Consider the following 18,345-nt stretch of genomic DNA (forward strand, 5'->3'; position numbering starts at 1 on the left):
AAATAGCGTTTAAAATAGACAGAAATGAAAATTTTTAGTTCTCTGTTTTGTCTCTATAAATTCTCTATTTGAACTCAATGGGTTAATCGAAATCTCCATTGTTTCTCAAATAAAACTCGGAATTGTCTCTTTTTCGTGCTCTTGCGCTGCTTTTTAACTCTTGCTACTCTTTTTGGGTCTTATATTTTCTCTTCTTTGTCTCAGTGATGGAGCAATGCGATGCGCATTTTTATCGATGATGGTTCAACCAATATCAAAATGCTGTGGGAGCAAGATGGCGAAACTTTCACCCATATCAGCCCCAATAGTTTTAAACGAGGCTGGTCTGCCACCTTCGGCGCCGGGAAGCCATTTAACTACACCGTGGATGATGAAAAGTACTCTTTCGACCTGATCACCCCCGATGCGTTACCCACCAACAATATTGATTGGCAATACAGCCCGTTGAACTCCATCGCTGTCCACCATGCGCTGTTGACCAGCGGTCTGGAACCGCAGGATGTCGAGATTGTGGTCACCCTGCCGCTGACCGAATTTTATGATGAAGATGCGCAATATCGTCTTGATAACATTGAGCGTAAGAAAAAGAGCCTACTTCGCGAAGTTAAACTGAATAAAGGCGTGGTGTTCAATATCACCAAAGTCACCGTGCGTCCGGAATCCATTCCGGCGGGTATCAGCCTGTGTGATGAGCTGAAACCGTCGCATTCGGTGCTGATTGTCGACCTCGGCGGCACCACGCTGGATATTTCGATGGTGGCCGGGCAAATGACCTCGGTTTCGCGCATTTACGGCGACCCGAAGCTGGGCGTGTCGCTGGTGACCGACGCCGTTAAGCTGGCGCTGGCGCGGGCGAATACCGATACCTCCAGTTATAACGTTGATCAGATAATCATCAACCGCCACGACGAAGAGTATTTGACCGATAACATCAACGATCCGGATGCGGTATCTGAGGTGAAAAAGGTTATCTCCAATAGCATCGAACGGCTGACGACTCGCGTTCTGACGGCGATTGATAGTTTTAAAGGCTATTCGCACGCCATCGTGATTGGCGGCGGCGCGCCGCTGGTTGCCGATGCGATTCGCGAACGTATGGGTCTGCGCGAAGATCGCTTTGTGGTGGCCGATGAGCCGCAGTTCGCCCTCGTGCGTGGTCTGAAAATTATTGGTTAAGGAGCGTCTATGACTCTGGATCGCAGAAAGGTTCTGATATACCTGCGCCCGGATATCAGCGCCAGCGAGCGCTTTGCGGACGCGAAAATTGAGGCCCATCACCGCGGCGATCGCGGGGATATGTCGCGTACGGCGCTGTTGGCGGGGTTAGCGTTGGGTGAAGTTGATAGCCGGCTGCCGTCAATGCTGGCGGCGCTGCTGGCGGAAGATACGCCACCGGAGACGCTGCGCAGAATGCTGGCCTCGTTTCTTGAGATTCAGCCAGCCTCTTCCGCTCCGGCATCCTCGCCAGCGGCCGCGCCGGTTAAGGCGCCCGAGCCGCCTGCACCGGTGAGCGAGAGCGTCTCCGCGCGTAATCTCGCCGGCTCGCTGCCGGATTAGGCGCTTATCCCGGCTTTCGCTACGCTCAGCCGGGCTACGGTTTGCGCCGTGAGCGAGCTGTAGCCCGGGTAAGGCGGAACGCCGCGACCCGGGAAATTTCCCGGCTTACGCTACGCTCAGCCGGGCTACCGTTTGCGCTGTGAGCGAGCTGTAGCCCTGGTAAGGCGGAACGCCGCGACCCGGGAATTCCGCTTAGCTATGGGTCAAAAAGCGGGCCAGACGCTGCTGCAGTAGTCGATTTTCGCGGGTGAGTCGCGCATTTTCATCCAGCAGCGTCAACGCCACCGCAATCCCCGGCCAGTCCAGCTCCAGCTCGTTACGCAGGCGCACTGCGCGATGCACAATCGTCACCGCGCTGTCGTCAAACAGCCAGGTTTCAGCCTGCGGCTGGTGCGGCTCAATCATCCCTAAGCCGACGATTTCCGTCAGCTCCTCTTCCGACACCCCGGTGCGCAGGCACAACTCGGTGATGGTAAACGTCACTGTTACTTTAGCCATCAGGCTTTCCCCCATGTCTTACGCGGATCGAAGCTGGCTTCGCTTTCGGCGAGCTGCTGCCAGAGCTCACGCGCTTTTTCATCTGGTTTTGGCGGCATAACGATTTTGATGACGGCGAATAAATCGCCGGTGTGGGTTTTGCTCACCAACCCTTTGCCCTTGATACGCAGCCGTTGTCCCGCCTGACTACCCGCTGGAATTGTCAGCAGAATGCTCTCTTTTAACGTCGGTACGGTGACTTTCGCCCCCAGCGCGGCTTCCCACGGCGCCAGCGGCAGTACGATCTCCAGGTTATGACCGTTGATGTCGAACAGCGGATGCGGCGCGATATGAATCACCAGCCACAGATCGCCATTCGGGCCGCCGTTTTCGCCCGGTGTCCCCTGGCCTTTCAGGCGAATACGCTGGCCATCGCTGACCCCCGCCGGAATTTTCACATTCAGGGTTTTCGGTGTTTCACTCTCAACCATGCCGAAGACGTTATAGATCGGCAGCTTGTAGCTGATGGTACGAGTCTGTTCGGTGAGGGTTTCTTCGAGGAACACCGCCACTTCGATTTCGACATCGTGGCCGCGCTCGGCGCGCTGGCGGCGGGCGTGATGCGCCTGCTGGCCGAACATCGAGGAGAAGATATCGTCGAAGTCCTGCTGGCTGTAGCTTTGTTCGTGGGCGTGCTGCTGGCGGTTGAACTGCGGATCGTTGCGGTGCTGCCAAAGTTGATCATATTCGGCGCGACGCTGATCGTCTTTGAGAACTTCCCATGCTTCGGCGAGATCTTTGAATTTTGCTTCGGCATCGGGTTCTTTGCTGACGTCGGGGTGATATTTACGAGCCAAACGGCGATAGGCGGTCTTGATGGTTTTCAGATCGTCCGTTGGCTTAACCCCCAGAATGGTATAATAATCCTTTAATTCCATGGTGTTATCTCATTTATGCTCAAAAATCTGGTCACAGAATCCCTGGATCAGGCGGCTCTATTAAGCGTAGGGCAAATGAGAAAGGGTGGCGGAGAAAAGTGGCGAAAACTTGACGCCGTCGGGGGTGACGGCGTTCAGTGATTATTCTGGGGTACCGGAGCGGTAGTTGCGCCGCCATCCTTCCAGCAGCACCAACGCCGCGCCAATGGCCCCGGCAACAAAATGTAGATAATTCGGGGAATGGGGGAACAACTGAACAAAGGTCGGGTCGGTTACCATCATTGAACCGGCAATCCAGCCAATCAGCGCGCCGCCCAGTAATACGACCGAGGGAAAGCGAGTCAGGATTGCCAACACCAGCTTACTACCGGCGACAATAATCGGAATGCTGATTAATACCCCTAGCGCCACCAGTAACAGATGGCCTTTACCGGCGGCGGCCACGGCCAGTACGTTATCCAGCGACATGATGACATCGGCGACGGTGATGGTGACGGCGGTGCGCCATAGGCTGCTTGAGCTGCTGATATCGTTCTCTTCTTCCTCGTTGGCGACCAGCTTAATGCCAATCCACAGTAGCAGTAGCGCGCCGACGATTTTAAGCCACGGCAACGACAGTAAATAGAGTGCCACCGCCAGCAGCGCGACCCTGGCGATAATCGCGCCGAGAGTACCGATAACAATGGCTTTGGTGCGCAGATGCGCCGGCAGCTTGCGGCAGGCCATGGCGATGACCACCGCGTTATCGCCGCCTAATAACAAATCGATGGCGATGATTTGTAGCAAAATGACGGCGAAGTCCCACTGACTCAATATTTCGTTCATGCCTGGCTCGTATTGCAAATAATGTCGATCAAAAAAGATGGGCGCAGGGTACTCCCGTTCTTCGCCCCTGACCACCCTTCAAGCCGTAGGGGGAATCGGGGCGTCTGACAAATAAAGTTACGAATCAATGCATAGACTGACAATGATTCGCCGCCAAAGGATGATATTTTGTCCGATTAGGCTCACCTGCCGTCTACTTTTCGTAAGGACTTTTCAATATGTCTGGCATCAAGAATCTACTTATTCTCGCCCTGGCGGGCGCTTCCCTGCTGCCGGCGCTGGCCAGCGCCGCTGACGCGCCGGCCGCGACTTTCACCGCGGAGCAGGAAGCGCGTATTGGCAAAATCGCCGCTGACTACCTGGTCGCTCATCCGGAAGTGCTATTGCAGGCCAGCCAAAAGCTGCAGCAAATTCAGGCGGAACAGCAGGCCAGCGCCGCTACCCAGGCGGTAATCAAGAATGCCGACAAGCTGACGCAGGATAAGGCCACGCCAACCTACGGCCCGGCTAACGGTAAAGTTACCGTTATCGAGTTCTTCGATTATCAATGCATCTACTGTAGCCGCCTCGCGCCGGTTATGGAGCAGGTAATTAAAGACCATCCGCAAACCCGCTTTGCTTTCAAAGAGTGGCCGATTTTCGGCAGCCGCTGGGCAACCTCGCTGGACGCGGCGAAAACCGGCCTGCAGATTTATCAGCAGAAAGGGGCCGAGGCCTACCTGACTTACCACAACGGCGTTTACGCCACCGGGCATAACGAAGGTAAACTGACGGCGGCGGATATTCAGCAGCAGGCGAAGAAGGTGAACTTTGACGCCAAAAAAGCGGCGGATGTCGAACCGGCGCTGGAAAACATTAACCAGCTGGCGCAGGAGATTGGCTTAAGCGGTACGCCTGGCGTGATTGTCATGCCGACTACCGGCGCGACCGAAGCGACCATTACCGTCTTCCCGGGACTGGCTGACAAAGCCTCGCTGGATGCGGCGATTAAGAAAGCCGGCGGTCAGTAATCTCACCGGGCTGAAAGAGGAAAGGCCGCATGTGATGCGGCCTTTTTGGTGGTCCCGTTAGCGTTCGTCTTCCTCGTTCTGATTGATTTTTAAATCAATGATTCTGCCAATCTGGTCGTGGTATACCGTCAGCAGGTTATATTGGCTCATCTCGGAAATGATCTGCGGCGCGATATTAAAGCTCTCTGCCAGCTCTTCATGGCGCAGCGAGGCCATGCTGCCGTGCCGCCGGGCGTTATAACGGCGTAGATTGTACTGATACCACAAAATCAGCAGCCAGCCGTTAATTGCCGCCACCAGTAAATAGACCAGCACGGTATTAAACGACGCCATAATCGCGTCCCAGCTGTCGTTACCGCGCTCGGTAAACTGCATCAGCAGGTTGGCATACAGAAAAAAGGCGAAGCCGGCCCACGCGATAGCGGTTAATACGCCGTCAAAGATGCGCGGCAGCATACGATGCTCGGTTAAGATCAGGGTTTGTTCATTCATGACATTCTTCCTTTACCTCTATCGGGGCTGACCCAGCGAGCCCTGGCGCGTTTACGTTTCAACATGACTTTGGGGAAGGCGACGATGGTGGTTAACAGGCCGATCATCCAGTAAACCATCGGAAACCAGATCACCCAGAACAGCGAGCCGGCGACGCCGCGTTCATAGCGCCGTTCGATGTACAGGCTGGCGATAAACTGCAGCAGACACATCACCCCCAGCAGTAGCCCGGTAAATTCCGGCGGAAAAAGGCTGCGGACGGTCAGGTTTTCCGGCAGCGGGGCAAAATGGCTGGCGATGAACAGAAAAATGGTGACCGCATAGGCGAAGGCCCACAGCGTGGAGAGGGCATATTCGAGGAACAGCGGCCACATCCGGTGATGCTCCCAGCGAAACAGGCGGCGCAGATTGACCAGGAAAACCTCGGCGCCGCCCTGCGCCCAGCGTAACCGCTGTTTCCACAGCCCCTTCAGCGTCTCCGGCATCAGGATCCAGCACAGCGCCCGCGGCTCGAAGAAAATCGCCCAATGGCGTAGCTGCAGCTTCCAACTGATATCGATATCTTCGGTGATCATATCCGGGCTCCAGTAGCCGACGTCCGCCAGCGCCTGGCGACGAAAAGCGGCAATCACCCCGGACACGGTAAACACCCGGCCGTAAATACGCTGGGTACGCTTAATCAGCCCGATTATCGAAGAGAACTCGCCGACCTGAATGCGGCCAATCAGCGTCGAGCGGGTACGAATACGCGGATTACCGGTCACCGCGCCGACGTGGGGATACTGAATCAGCGGCGCCACAAGGTAGGCGGCGGTATCGCGATCGAGCAGGGCATCGCCGTCGATGCACACCAGCAAGTCCCCGCGCGCGGCGGCGGCGCCGGCTTTCAGCGCTACCGCTTTCCCCTGATTTTCGGCCAGATGAATCACCCGCAGCAGAGCGTACTCTTCCGCCAGTTGATTCAGCACCCTGGCGGTATCATCGGAGGAGCCGTCGTTGATGGCGATCACCTCAATGTTGCGATAGCGCTGCGCCAGCGCGGCTTCGATGGTCTCGCGGGCATTTTTCTCCTCGTTAAAGCAGGGAATCAAAATGGAGATCAACGGATTACCTGCCAGCTCCGGCGGCGGGGTCTCTTTACCCCACGGCCAGTGGCGCTCCAGTTGAAACCAAAAGTAGAGCCCGCCGGTTATCCACAGCACCGACATAAACAGCGGCCAAAAAAAGACGAAATCCAGTATCAACTCGCCGGTGAAAACGGCGGCCACGCCCAGAGGCAGCCCGAAAACCAGGCATAAAATCGAAAATGCGATAATGCGATCAGTCATTGTTGGGATACCAGTACGATGAAAACAGGGGCCTGATTTTCGAGATATCAGGCTGATTATTAAGGAAATCGTCGGGGTAGTAGCCGTAATTGTTGACGCCGTTGAGCTGTAATGTCCGCATCCAGTCGACCAGCTGTTGGTCAGGGATGGCGTTCTGCTGCGGGAGATTCCAGTCTTTAGCCTGCAGCTCAAAAATGGTTTTATTCAGTGCGCCTGGCCTGGCGCTGACGGCGCGCACCAGGCGAGCCAGCCACGCATCGCTTTCCGCGACCGGAACGGATTCCATCAGCGGCATCGCCATCGGCACCGTCCAGTCGTAGGCCGCCAGAAAATCATCCAGATTCTGCGCGAACCAGGCCTCGCTTTCCGGCTGCAGGATCGGCAGGGCGAAGATATTGCGCGCGGTTCTCACCTGCGGGCCGCGAATCGCTTTCACGCTCTGGCTGAGCGTGCGGGTGAAGTCGATAAGCGCCTGACTTTTAAACCGCGTCCAGGCGTGCAGCGCGGCGGGGTTTTGGCGGATCTGCGCGATATCCTCCCGATGGCCCGCCGCCCGCCAGGCGGCCATCGCCCCGGCGCCGGCATCTTCGTAATCCGTCAGCACCGCGTCGTCGTGGAACAGCACGCCGTCAAAGGTCGCGTAGCGGGCAAGGTCCTGATAAATATCGCGGATCTCATCGCGCACCTGGCTATTCCATGGCGACAGACGTACATAGGGGCGAGTGGCCTGGCGCAGCGTGTTGCTCTGTGCATCCCAGCGCTGTACGCGCGGTAGCGAACCGTCCAGATCGAACGCCAGCACCGGCATCCACGCATACACTTTGACGCCGCCGCGCGTCTGCAATTGCCAGGCGACGAAATTAAACAGATCGGCGCGCATCGGCAGGCGGCGGTTGGGGAAGTAGAGCGCTTTCACCGTGCCGTCGCCGAGCGGATCGGAAAAGGCCTGTAGGAAAACGTGAGTGATTTTCATGTCGTAGACGCGCTGGATCAGCTTATCGATATTTTTGCGCTGCTGAGCCGGGTCTTTATCGTAGACATAATCAAGATCGATGTGCATCACCCGAACCGGTTCACGCTCCTGGATTTGCGTCACCTGGCTGGCGAAAGCCTTGATCGACGGATTACCGGAGATAAGCAGACGGGGAATATTATCCAGATCGCGCACGTCGCCCAGACCATCGCCGAGGGTAAACGCCAGTTGATAGCCGCGATTTTTGGCGATAGCCAGCGATGTGCCGTTGGCGGCGCCGTAGGGCCATACCCAGGCGCGCGGCGCTTTGCCGGTGACGTCGGCGATTTTGTCGCTCACTTTGCGCACGTCGGTATCGATGCGTTGGTGAAACTGCTGGTCGCTTTCGTAGCGTCCGCTGGCTTTATCATAAAAGCGGTTGGCAACCGCCGGTTCGCGGCTGCCCTGCGGATTGGCCTGAATACCGTAGTGTGAAGCCCAGGTATGCGCACCGATTTCAACCAGCGGCGATTGCGCGAGCTCGCGCACCATCTCCCAGGTGGCGAAACGCTCGCGCGGAGTCATCAGACCGCCGAAATCGACTTTTTTCTGTCCCGGCGTATCGACCCAGCTGCCTACCGGCGCCCACAGAGCCGGTACATTCCAGGCTTTTAACAGCGGCCAGACCCGGGTGTAAAAACTGCTGTAGCCATCATCGAAACTCAGCAGAAATGCCTTCGGCGGCAGGGTGATTAACCCCGCGTTAGCGTCGAGAATATTTTGTACACTGACAGCTTTATAGCCATTGTGCAGCAGCCAGCCGATTTGATCGTTGAGCGCGCTGGTACGCACCGCCAGATAACGCTGATCGGCGGCATCGTCTTCTACATCGTGATAGGCCAGTACCAGAAACTTATTCTGCGGCCAGGGCTTATTCGCCTCCGGCTGCGGCCGCGCCTCCGGCGGCAGAAAAGGAATCGTCTCTGCGCGAAGCGCGCAGGTCATCAGGAGCCAGCCGATAACCATCAGGCTGATGCGGATACTTTTGTTGACCATGTTTATCCTTAAAACCGTAAATTCGCATCAAGGGCAATGGAGAGATTGCTTTCGCGTTTGCCGTCGTAAGGGCGCTTGTCCCAGTTCAGCATCACGCCGGTGTCGATCACGTTGTTCCAGCGAATACGCTGGCCGTAGCCGAACATGGCGATAGCGCCGGCCGAATACGCTTTTTGCCAGTAGGCGCCGCCGCCTGCCGCAAGCTGCTGGCTCCAGACGGTATCGTAGTGCTGATACATGACGTGATCGGCGACCAGCGCCGAGGTGGCGGAGAAGTCGCGTTTCGGGTTGTAGTAGAGGGTATCCGCCCGGCTGTTGGCGCTGGCGGAGAGCCCAGGTTCCAGATCGAGCGTGATGGTTGGCGATTGCCAGAGCCGCTCTTTGCCGGAGAAGGTATATTCCTGACGACGGTTGTGGTCGGAGAAGCGGCTGGCGGCGGCGCTAAAGCGATATTCGCGTCGCTCGTTTTGATACCAGCGAACCCACCCCTCGCCGCGGTTGGCGCTGATACCATTGCGCAGCGCGCGCAGCGGCGTCTGGCGCGACAGGCGTTCGACCTCGCCGCCAATCTGCCATCGGTCGTTGAAACTTTGCCAGGCGGATAGCCGGGCGCCGGGTTTGTTGTCGCCGGCGAAACTGTTATTGGAGATTTCCAGTTCAGCCCAGGCATCACGCGGTCGCCACTCGATGCCGCCAAAGAGCTGGCGGCTGGAGCCTTTTCCTTCATCAAAATTCCCTTTGGCGAAGCGATTACCGGCGAAAAGCCGCCAGTTATCAGCGATTGGCGGGCCGTAAATCGCCGCATCCCAGCTAAAATCGTGGCTACCGCTGACCGGGTTATCCGAGTGGATCCCCTGAGTACTGTTGAGACGCAATTCCGACATATGGTGCACCTCGCGAGCGCGGACTAATTTTTGCGTGCTCAGGTCTTCAGGGCTGCGCGCCAGCAAGTCATCGGTTAATAGCTCCATCTGCCGCCACTCCTGAAGATCCATCGCTACGTAGGCCTGCTGGCGCTCGAGGGGGATATTCGAAGGCTCCAACGCTTCCGCCGCTTTCAGTTCCCGTTCGGCGGCGCGGGGTAGACCGCGCGCCTGCAGTATCGCCGCGTAGTCAATGCGCAGCCCCTGATTACCGGGTGCGGTGGCGGCCAGCCGGCGGGAGAGACGCTCGGCTTCCGGCAGCGCATTAGTACTCAGTAGATACTGTACCTTCAGCGATTGGGCGTTCAGCCACGGATCGTTTGGCTGCGGCGTCGGCGAGCCGTAGAGGCGGCGGGTGTAGGGGACACCGTTAGTCACTATGGCGAGATAGTCGCGGGCGGCCTGATACTGGCCGCTGTCCAGCAGCGCGTAAAATAACTCATGCCGATCATCTTGCGGATCGGGGCGATAAAGGGGATGTTGGCGGGCGATCGCCAGCGCGGCCTCGACGTTCTGTTGCGCAAGGTAAGAGGAGATGACCCAGCCGATGGCCCAGTCAGGAACGGGCTGCTGAGCGGCGGTCAGCGACTGATATTCTTTGATGACCTGGGGGTAATCGCCGCGGGTGTATAGCGCACCGAGGCGGTCAATACGCGCGCGGGCAAGATCCTCTGCGGCCTGCGGATCCTGACGCCAACGGGCGAACAGCGCGTCGTAGCGGTTGAGCGCCGCTTGCGCCAGGCGAAAGCGCTCCTGTTCACCGCGGGTAGGGGTGTCCGCCAGCCGTACCCACTCCGCCGCCGCGTCCATTTCCAGCTTTCGCTGCTGCGCGGGCGTTAAGGTGGTTTTGGCTGACCATTGCAGCGCGGGAGTACTGATGCGATTGCTGCTCAAGCTCTCAAGCAAGCTATTGAGCGTTTCTCTGTTTTGCGGCGCAAGCTCCTGCGCGCGCATATCGGTGAGCAACTGGTCCCAGCTTTTTCCCTGACGTAAATAGACGTAGGAGAGCGTCTGCAGGTGAGCGGTGCTGGGTGTGGTGACGGCTAAGCGCCGGGCTTCACTTAGCGCCTGCCCGTCATGACGCGCATCGGCAAGCGTTTTAATCCGGCCAATAAGATAATCGTCGTTCATCGGCTGTTGGCTGAGCGCTTGATCCCAAAGCGCCAGCGCCGAAGACCACCGTTTTTGATTACGGTAAGCCTGCGCCGCTGCTGCCGTACCACGTGCCGGTAGCGCCATATAAACCTGATAGCGCTGCCAAACCTGGATAACTTCCTCGTCACGTCCAGCCCAGGAGGCAACTTGTAGCCAGTCGGCGACTTGCTCGGGCGTCAAGGCATGTTGTTGTTGATACTGCTGAAGATAATCGAGAAAAGGGGAGTAATTACCTTCACGCGCCTGTAGCACATGCTGATCATATATCGACTCAGCCCCCTGAGCCAGAATAGGCGTTAACAACAATAAACTAATTGAAAACGAGAATGTCGTGCGGCGATAAAAGAATAACTTATTGAAACGCGTTGATCTTCCCATAACTATTTACCATATGTCCATCAAGAATCCATTGCACAACACGTCGGCCTTTTAGCTGAATGCAAAAGGATGGGTAATGAGTTTTTACCTGACGGTACGCGACTGCGATTACTTATTTAAGGTAATAAAATATCTCCTCGCGATAACGGGGTGGCGATTAATGTACACCTGATATGTTTGCCTGAAAATATGTCAAATAATAGACCTGTGGTTTTAAGATAAATCTGGAAATTGTCTTTTTATAGAATAATTAATTGTCTGATGTTACGCATAACTAACTGAATTGGAAAAAGTTAAGGTATGTCCGAAATTCTGTTTTAATGTTTTTGGTTTGCTTTTCCATGCATAATGTTAGGCTGTTCTTGTAGATATTTAAGACGATTTTTGACAAAAAATCTCAATAGTAGAAAAGCTTCTTTTTTGTGCGAGTTTTTTATTTATAATTAGCCGAAGGGCAGATAATTAGGAAATGACGTAAGAGTCGTGGAGTGGAGCGTTCACTATAGATGGAGAGGTTGGAGGTTTACTAAAACGACAAACACATGCTTTATTTTGCTCGCCATAGTCAGCATGCCACCAGGCGCTGTGCATATTCTCCCTGGAGGGGTTTTGTTGCTTTATTGTTAAAGGGATGATTTGTGGCAACGACAATGTTTTTAGTTACTCAGGATCACTATCTCTTTGAAGGGGTAAGGATTTTCTTTCCAGATATCATCCAGTTACATTCGATTGAGCATAAGCTTTTTGAGAGTGATGCCGAGGAGTTTTCGGTGCTGGTGGATAGTCGGGCGCCGCTTTGTTTTTATGATTATCTTATTCCTGGCGCAGCGGAAGCGGGTAAACGTATCTGCTGTATTATGCTTGATATGCGCCATCGGGAAGAGCATTTGCTGAGCTTAAAGTGGTTTCTCAACATGTCTTTGACGCCGACGGATATGGCTAATTTATTTAGCTTGTTTCTTGATGTGAAGAGTAAGCGGCTGACCCGAGAATGGCTCAAGAATTTCAGTCTGAAACCACAGGAACATATGACGTTGACTTTGCTCAGGGCCGGAATGACCATGGATCAAATTGCTGGGGTGCTTAATACTTCAGTGAAAAGCCTGTATCGTAAACGCATTGAGCTTTATGAACGTCTGGGGCTGGCCAACTTTAATGAGGCCTGTTTGTTTATCTTTAAAAATAGACTGCTGGAGTGTCCCGCACAGAAGCGATAAAAAGGGAAATGAATACAGAGTAAGGTATCTACGACAAGCTACTCAACAACGGTATTATGTTAATTTAATCAATCATTGATAGGTATAACCGTAGTTCAGGAATAACTCAGATGATAATCCGCGGTATATGATAAAAATGCTCTTTGGAAGTACTTACTGCTTCGGCAGTTTTAATGCACACAGCAATTAATATTATAAATGCTCTCAATATTGAGCTGGCATAGATTTATCGTGGATCAAATTATCGGGGTTTTCTTTCATTATTTCTTCGGATGGCGTGGTTATATTTATATACGCAAATTAGCTAGCATATGTGAGAGAAATTATCGAATGATCAAGGACAGTATCGCCGAGTCTCTGGAAGCCCGTGGATTGTACCGTCGGGCCGCTTCGCGCTGGGTGGATGTGATGCAGACGTGCGTCGATGATAACGACCGTGAATGGATTAGGATGCACCGCAATAAATGCCTGAAAAAAGCGAAGCTGCCGCCGGCGCGTAAAGAAGAGTTTGCTGACATCCACAAGGCAGCCAGAGAGACGCAGTATCGTATGGGAATTGCTAAGCCGAATGGCGAAGTGTTCCGCCTTCCCGCTAAAAAGAAAGCGACGCGGCGCTAGCTCTGCGTGACGGCATTCCTTTCTCTCTCACCCGTTTCAGGAGGAGAGCATCTGTGCCCTGTGTGGGGATTAAATTCTGATGCATGGCGCTCCCTCCATTCCTCCTTCAGGCTCATTTTTTTTCATTTTGAAATCATACATTGGGTAGAGGAAAGGCTATCGATACAAGCGGGGATTTCTATGCCTGCATTCCGCCTGATGGCGCTGCGCTTATCAGGCCTACGGGTTTGCAGTCGACGTTGAACAGCGCGCTTGTTGCGCTGGCCCCGAAGGGGTGAGCCGCATTGCGGCGAATAATCGAACGCAGTTCGATGGAGAGTCCGGCCGCAGAAAAGCAAAAACCCGCCTTTTGGGCGGGTTCTTTAAATAGTGGTGCCCGGACTCGGAATCGAACCAAGGACACGGGGATTTTCAATCCCCTGCTCTACCGACTGAGCTATCCGGGCAACGGGGCGCATTAAACCGTAATCCGCCCACTGCGTCAATGAAATTTCTCTATTTATTGTTTGATTGCTTATCTTTGCGGCAATTCTGCGTCAAAAGGCGCGTTTTGCTTAAAATCACATCACTCCGTTATCGCCTTCGCGAACTTTCCAGCCGCTGGTGATGGCGATGGCATGGCGTTTTCCGGAGATATCGTAATCGCCAACGAGCTCTTCGTCATCCCGTGGCGAACTGATGGTTAAGATCGCATCCACTCCATGGCGGTAAGCGCCATGATGGCTGAAAATCGTGCCGATAAAGCATTTATCGTTGAGCCATACCGGGATCCACGCCACCGTTTCGACAGTGTAGTGTCCTGCAGCGCCGCCATAGTAGCTGTCCGCATCGTCTTTCGCAGTGCCAGGCGGGATCGGGCAAATCGGCTCATCGCTATCGTCAGAAGATTTATCCTTTAGCAGGCTACCTTGCATGACGTCCAATGACTTCAATAAGCCAGCTCTATCTTTATCGTTTAAGGCGGGGGTGGGGGTCTGCTCGTTTTCCGCAGCGCTAATGATATTGAGGTTATAACGGTAGCGGATGGTGATGGCCGGCGTCAGGTCGCTCTGGTTGAACGGACGCAGCAGATAGAGATTATCTTCCCCAAACACGCCGTTAAACCACAGGGCGTAAACCTGGCCGTTGATTCTGATCCAGCGGCCCCACTGGTTCGCTCCGCGATCGTTAATAGAGTAAAGGGCGCCGGGCACGCCGGCATCGAAGTTATCGTCGTCATTGCTGTCGGCATTGTTCACCGATTCAAAGGTGTTATCGCCGCGTTTCAGCACGCCGGTATAGCTGAACAGGCCGGTGCCGCCGACGTAGCTATCGATGATGAGGTCGCGTTTGCCGTCGCCGTCGAGGTCGATAAGCGTGAAGCTGACTTTGCCGTTTTCCGAATCGGCGCTGATATCGGAATGTAAAAACGCCTGCCACTCATCGTCGCTGATATCCGCCGCTGGCTTGGTCGTCGAGACCGGCGCGTCGTCGGCATAGGTGAGGGTAAAGTGGCTGATGTGTCCGCTGAGGGGAAACTGTTCCGCAATGTTCTCTAATGCGAGTTCCGGGTTGCGTTTTTGCTCTTTTAGTACCGCATCGTGCAACGTCTTCAGCGCGAGTATGTCGGCCTCTCGTTGCTGGCGGGGGATAACTTTGCTAACAAAGGTGGGAAGCTGCCAGGTTCCGCCAGGGGTGATTTCCCGGCACATGCCGGTACTGTACTTGAGGCTTTGCACAAAGGTTTTGCCATCCCACACACGTTCTTCCCCGTTAACGCAGTCGGCGACGCCGCGTCCTTTGTTGAAGAAGGTCATTACGCCATCGTTATAGCTGGAGGCATCAGTGGTTATCAGCTGTGGCCTGGCGGCCTGTGTGTTATCGACAACCCACATCGCGTAGCCGTCGTTATAGGCGGCGCGCCAGCATAGAGTCTGCAGCAGCGAGTGATTTTTATCCAGCGGGGCGACGGTGATCTGCCGTTCGTTGGCCGGAATTTCGGCGTTTTGCCAGTCATCACACTGGCGGTTGAGCGTGCTTTCCAATTGCGGCAGCCATTTCTGCTGTTGTTTCGCATTGAGCGCAACGGGCTGGGCGTTGTGAATAAACGACGCGCTCAGGATCTCCGGTGCGGGAATGGCGCGCAGGACGGTGCTGCCGTCACCGCCACCTTTACGTAACAGCGCATCGGCGGTACCGATCCGCTGCTGGAATTCATCGATCTTGAGGAACACCGCGCTGCTGCCCGCGTTAGACAGCCGTTTGCGCTGGCCATTGAGCGCCAGCTCGATTTTAGCGTTTTGCTCCAGGGCGGTAATAAGCGCGCTGGTTTGCGTACTGTCAAAATGAAAATGGCTGTCGTCGATAGCCTCAAGCGCTCCGCGATCGTTATCGTTGATAAACAGATTTACGCTGGCATCTGGCGGAATATCGTGCTCGGTCTGCGCAAACGTGACCTGCGTGGTTGCCTGCCGCCCGGGGCCGGCGCTACGGGTCAGCAGAACGCTGACTTCGCCCATTGTCGCGCCATAGCCCGCCGCCCGGCAGGTGCCGGTATTATCGCAGGCGACTTCCCAGTCTTTGTAGGCGAAAGAGAAACCGCGAGGAGGGGCGGCCATCAGCGAGGTCGAACAGAGCCCCAGTACGGCGGCCCAGAGAAGTGGACGCATAGAAATCCCTGCCACAGAAAGTGTCAGGGAATTATATGCGCCTTGCAGGGCTTGGGAAATCCGAATTACGTGAGCGCGCCGCCCATCCGGCAGCGGGCAAAGCGCAGGATATCTTCCGCCAGACGATGGGCGGTATCGACGTCGGCCTGGCTACGTTTGATCAGCATGCGGCTCAGGCAGCCTTCGACGATTAATTCCATCTGCTTGGCGACCATTTCCGGATCATCCACCTCAAGCTGAGTGAGCAGCTCGTGCGTGTAGGCCAGCGAAGCCTGCTTCTGCTGTTCCGCTAACTGGTGAATTGGGTGCTGGGCATCCGGGTAAAAGGTACAGGCAGCGATAAACAGGCAGCCGGGATAACGGTGGTTGCTGACGCATTTGGTCAGTGCGCTATAGCGCGCCAGCAGCTTTTGTTCTGCGCTCAGCGTCTCATCCAGCAATAGCTGGCGACGCCAGGCGTCTACCTGCTGGCTTAAATAACGCAGGGCGTCATAGAGCAACGCTTCGCGGTCAGGCCAAAAACGCTTGAGGTCATCAAGCGGATATGCGACGCGGTCGGCGACCATTTCCAGCGTGGTGTTGGCGATACCCTCGATTTCGAGAATTTGTATGGCTTCACCCAGGACATCTTCACGTTGCACGGTAGTCTCCTCCATTTATCCTCCTCAAGTGTCGTTCACGGTTGCCAATCGCGCAAATGGGCGCTGAATGCCGCGGCATCCATAAACCCGGTGACGCGCTGCGCGGGCTGTTCTTCTCCCTGCGCGTTGAAGAACAGAATCGTCGGCAAGCCGAGCACCTGTAAATGCTTCAGCAGGGCCGCGTCTTGCGCGCTGTTCTTGGTGACATCCACTTGCAGCAAAACGGTCTCTTTTAGGGCCTGTCGCACTTCAGGAGCGCTAAAGGTATATTTTTCGAACTCTTTACAGGCCACGCACCAGTCGGCATACAGATCGAGCATGACCGGTTTCCCTTTGGCCTGCGCCAGCGCCTGGTTGAGTTCATCAACGGTGCTGACGCGGGTAAATTCCAGATGCGCCTGCTGCTGGACAGTCGGCGCGCCAAAGGCCCAATCCTGCAGCGGACGCGCGCTAACCAGCGCAGCGCCCAGCATGACGATTTGCACCAGCCGTAGCCACGGTTTGCTCGCGCCAAGCAAGGTAATAAACGCCCAGCTAAAGAAGGCGACGCCAAGCAGCGACCACAGGCGTAAACCCCAGGCTTCGCCAATAACGCGCTCCAGTAAAAAAACCGGCAGCGCGAGGATCACGAAGCCAAACGCGGTCTTGACATGAGCCATCCACGGCCCGCTCTTTGGTAGCAGACGATTACCGAACACAGTCACCAGGATCAGCGGCAGCCCCATTCCCAGCGCGTACAGATACAGCGTGCCGCCGCCGAGCCACAGATTACCGCTTTGAGCGATATACAACAGAATGGCGCTAAGCGGGGCCGTAGTGCAAGGGGAACAGATAAGCCCGGCGATAGCGCCCATTGCAAACACGCCGCCCGGCGAGCCCCCCTGGCGCTTGTTGCTCATTAGCGTCAGTCGGGTTTGCAGTGATGAAGGCAACTGCAGCGTAAACAGGCCGAACATCGACAGCGCCAGCGCGATAAATACCACTGACAGCCCAATTAATACGTAAGGGTGCTGCAGCGCGGCCTGGAATTGCAGACCGGCGGCGGCCACGACCAGACCCAGCGCGGTATAGGTTACCGCCATCCCCTGGACATAAATAAATGCCAGCAGCAGGGCGCGCGCCGTCGATAAGCGCTGTTTACCGCCGAGGACAATCCCGGAAATCAGCGGATACATCGGTAAAACACAAGGCGTAAAGGCGATGCCGATACCAATCAGCAGCGCCCATAGCGCCGAAAATGGCAGCGACGCGGGTTCCGCGCCGGTCTGGCTGCCGCTGGCGGGGAGCGTGGCTGAAGAAGGTTGGTCCGCCTGCGCCTTGTCGGAATCGGCGAGCACCGCGCTGAGCGGCACGACTTTGGTCTCCGGCGGATAGCAGAACCCGGCGTCGGCACAGCCCTGATAGGTGACGGTCAGCGTGGCTGCTTTGCTGGCTTGCGTGAGGGTAATCGGCAACGTCAGGCGCTGACGATAAATTTCGCTTTTGCCATAAAACTCGTCTTCATGCCATTCGCCAGGCGGTAGAGAAGGGTCGACGATCGCAGCGTCCTTTGTCGTCAGCGTAATCTGCTTACGGTAGAGGTAGTAGCCATCCTTGATGTGCCAGCTCAGGTTGAGGTCGTGTTGATTCTGCTGAAAGTCAAAGGCGAAAGCCCGATCGGCAGGCACGAAGCTTGAGCGCCCGGGGGCGTCAAACAACCCGGCGCTGGCGGATGCGCTGCACAGTAGCAGGATCAGCGTAATGATGCGTTGAGCCATGAGAGGTAATCGTTGTCTCCGTGAGTAACCGGCAGGACCAGTAGTTCGGGGGTTTGATACGGGTGATGGGACTTCAGACAGTCCAGTAACGCCTGCTGATGGGCCAGGTTGGTTTTGAGCAGCATCTGGACTTCATACTCCTGCTCAAGCTTTCCTTCCCAGTAGTAGAGCGACGTCGCTCCCGGCAGGATGGTGGCGCAGGCGGCGAGTTTTTCCCCGAGCGCTTTGGCCGCCAGATCCTGGGCGGTCGCTTCATCCGGCGCGGTACAGAGTACAACAACAGCATCAGGCGTAGTCATCGTGAACCTCGTATCAGCGAAAAGAGGCACTATAGCATGCATGATGCGGGGAGATTAACCAAAGGGGCCAGTTA

At 55.5% G+C, this 18,345-nt stretch carries 16 protein-coding genes and 1 tRNA gene; 5 read left to right on the forward strand and 12 right to left on the reverse strand.

Features of this window, described 5'->3' with window-relative positions:
- The first annotated feature begins 219 nt into the window (after positions 1–219).
- Positions 220–1,176, forward strand: a complete 957-nt coding sequence (locus tag ABLV08_RS19635) for a plasmid stability protein StbA (RefSeq protein WP_015368687.1) — start codon at positions 220–222, stop codon at positions 1,174–1,176.
- A 9-nt stretch (positions 1,177–1,185) separates the two neighbouring features.
- Positions 1,186–1,557, forward strand: a complete 372-nt coding sequence (locus ABLV08_RS19640) for a plasmid partitioning/stability family protein (RefSeq protein ID WP_032713469.1) — start codon at positions 1,186–1,188, stop codon at positions 1,555–1,557.
- Between the two features lie 192 nt (positions 1,558–1,749).
- Here ABLV08_RS19640 and cbpM read toward each other — a convergent pair whose 3' ends face one another.
- The 3 genes from cbpM to ABLV08_RS19655 all read right to left on the reverse strand — a co-directional run bounded on the left by cbpM (position 1,750) and on the right by ABLV08_RS19655 (position 3,797).
- Positions 1,750–2,055, reverse strand: a complete 306-nt coding sequence (gene cbpM / locus ABLV08_RS19645; RefSeq protein WP_015368685.1) for a chaperone modulator CbpM — start codon at positions 2,053–2,055, stop codon at positions 1,750–1,752.
- Positions 2,055–2,972 (reverse strand): curved DNA-binding protein, encoded by a 918-nt coding sequence (cbpA, locus tag ABLV08_RS19650; RefSeq protein ID WP_348856187.1) that lies wholly within the window; start codon positions 2,970–2,972, stop codon positions 2,055–2,057. Before cbpA ends, cbpM begins: the two co-directional genes overlap by 1 nt.
- Positions 2,973–3,113: 141 nt before the next feature.
- Entirely contained in the window at positions 3,114–3,797 is a 684-nt protein-coding gene (locus ABLV08_RS19655; protein WP_020079844.1) for a TerC family protein, read from the reverse strand.
- A gap of 218 nt (positions 3,798–4,015) precedes the next feature.
- Between ABLV08_RS19655 and ABLV08_RS19660 the strand changes: the two genes are divergently transcribed.
- Positions 4,016–4,807 carry a DsbA family protein gene (locus tag ABLV08_RS19660; protein ID WP_015704089.1) on the forward strand — a complete coding sequence of 264 codons (792 nt, stop codon included), beginning with the start codon at positions 4,016–4,018 and terminating at the stop codon, positions 4,805–4,807.
- A 57-nt stretch (positions 4,808–4,864) separates the two neighbouring features.
- Here ABLV08_RS19660 and pgaD read toward each other — a convergent pair whose 3' ends face one another.
- From pgaD to pgaA, 4 genes are read right to left on the reverse strand one after another with little or no spacing between them, the layout of a single operon-like run.
- Positions 4,865–5,299: a poly-beta-1,6-N-acetyl-D-glucosamine biosynthesis protein PgaD gene (gene pgaD / locus ABLV08_RS19665; protein WP_015704090.1), complete on the reverse strand. Its 435-nt coding sequence runs from the start codon at positions 5,297–5,299 to the stop codon at positions 4,865–4,867.
- Positions 5,296–6,627: a poly-beta-1,6-N-acetyl-D-glucosamine synthase gene (pgaC, locus tag ABLV08_RS19670; RefSeq protein WP_015368679.1), complete on the reverse strand. Its 1,332-nt coding sequence runs from the start codon at positions 6,625–6,627 to the stop codon at positions 5,296–5,298. The genes pgaD and pgaC overlap by 4 nt, the downstream gene beginning before the upstream one ends.
- Positions 6,620–8,635, reverse strand: coding sequence for a poly-beta-1,6-N-acetyl-D-glucosamine N-deacetylase PgaB (gene pgaB, locus ABLV08_RS19675; protein WP_047054346.1), 2,016 nt, complete (start codon positions 8,633–8,635; stop codon positions 6,620–6,622). The genes pgaC and pgaB overlap by 8 nt, the downstream gene beginning before the upstream one ends.
- 8 nt (positions 8,636–8,643) lie before the next feature.
- Entirely contained in the window at positions 8,644–11,091 is a 2,448-nt protein-coding gene (pgaA, locus tag ABLV08_RS19680; RefSeq protein ID WP_058675929.1) for a poly-beta-1,6 N-acetyl-D-glucosamine export porin PgaA, read from the reverse strand.
- A gap of 650 nt (positions 11,092–11,741) precedes the next feature.
- Here pgaA and ABLV08_RS19685 point away from each other — a divergent pair.
- Complete coding sequence (locus tag ABLV08_RS19685; RefSeq protein ID WP_020079840.1) at positions 11,742–12,308, forward strand: LuxR family transcriptional regulator; 567 nt, start codon at positions 11,742–11,744, stop codon at positions 12,306–12,308.
- 330 nt (positions 12,309–12,638) lie between these two features.
- Complete coding sequence (locus tag ABLV08_RS19690; protein ID WP_020079839.1) at positions 12,639–12,926, forward strand: PerC family transcriptional regulator; 288 nt, start codon at positions 12,639–12,641, stop codon at positions 12,924–12,926.
- Between the two features lie 370 nt (positions 12,927–13,296).
- Here the strand turns inward: ABLV08_RS19690 and ABLV08_RS19695 are convergent.
- The 5 genes from ABLV08_RS19695 to cutA all read right to left on the reverse strand — a co-directional run bounded on the left by ABLV08_RS19695 (position 13,297) and on the right by cutA (position 18,271).
- Positions 13,297–13,372, reverse strand: a tRNA-Phe gene (locus ABLV08_RS19695).
- A 114-nt stretch (positions 13,373–13,486) separates the two neighbouring features.
- Positions 13,487–15,574, reverse strand: a complete 2,088-nt coding sequence (locus tag ABLV08_RS19700; RefSeq protein ID WP_348856189.1) for a DUF1176 domain-containing protein — start codon at positions 15,572–15,574, stop codon at positions 13,487–13,489.
- A 65-nt stretch (positions 15,575–15,639) separates the two neighbouring features.
- On the reverse strand, positions 15,640–16,215 hold the full coding sequence (locus ABLV08_RS19705; protein WP_015704143.1) for a transcriptional regulator: 576 nt from the start codon (positions 16,213–16,215) through the stop codon (positions 15,640–15,642).
- Positions 16,216–16,250: 35 nt separating this feature from the next.
- Entirely contained in the window at positions 16,251–17,972 is a 1,722-nt protein-coding gene (locus ABLV08_RS19710; RefSeq protein WP_348856190.1) for a protein-disulfide reductase DsbD, read from the reverse strand.
- Positions 17,948–18,271 carry a divalent cation tolerance protein CutA gene (gene cutA / locus ABLV08_RS19715; protein ID WP_032715456.1) on the reverse strand — a complete coding sequence of 108 codons (324 nt, stop codon included), beginning with the start codon at positions 18,269–18,271 and terminating at the stop codon, positions 17,948–17,950. Before cutA ends, ABLV08_RS19710 begins: the two co-directional genes overlap by 25 nt.
- Positions 18,272–18,345: the final 74 nt, after the last annotated feature.

Source organism: Klebsiella sp. CN_Kp088 (assembly GCF_040064335.1).
In the GTDB taxonomy this organism is placed as follows: Bacteria; Pseudomonadota; Gammaproteobacteria; order Enterobacterales; family Enterobacteriaceae; genus Klebsiella; species Klebsiella aerogenes.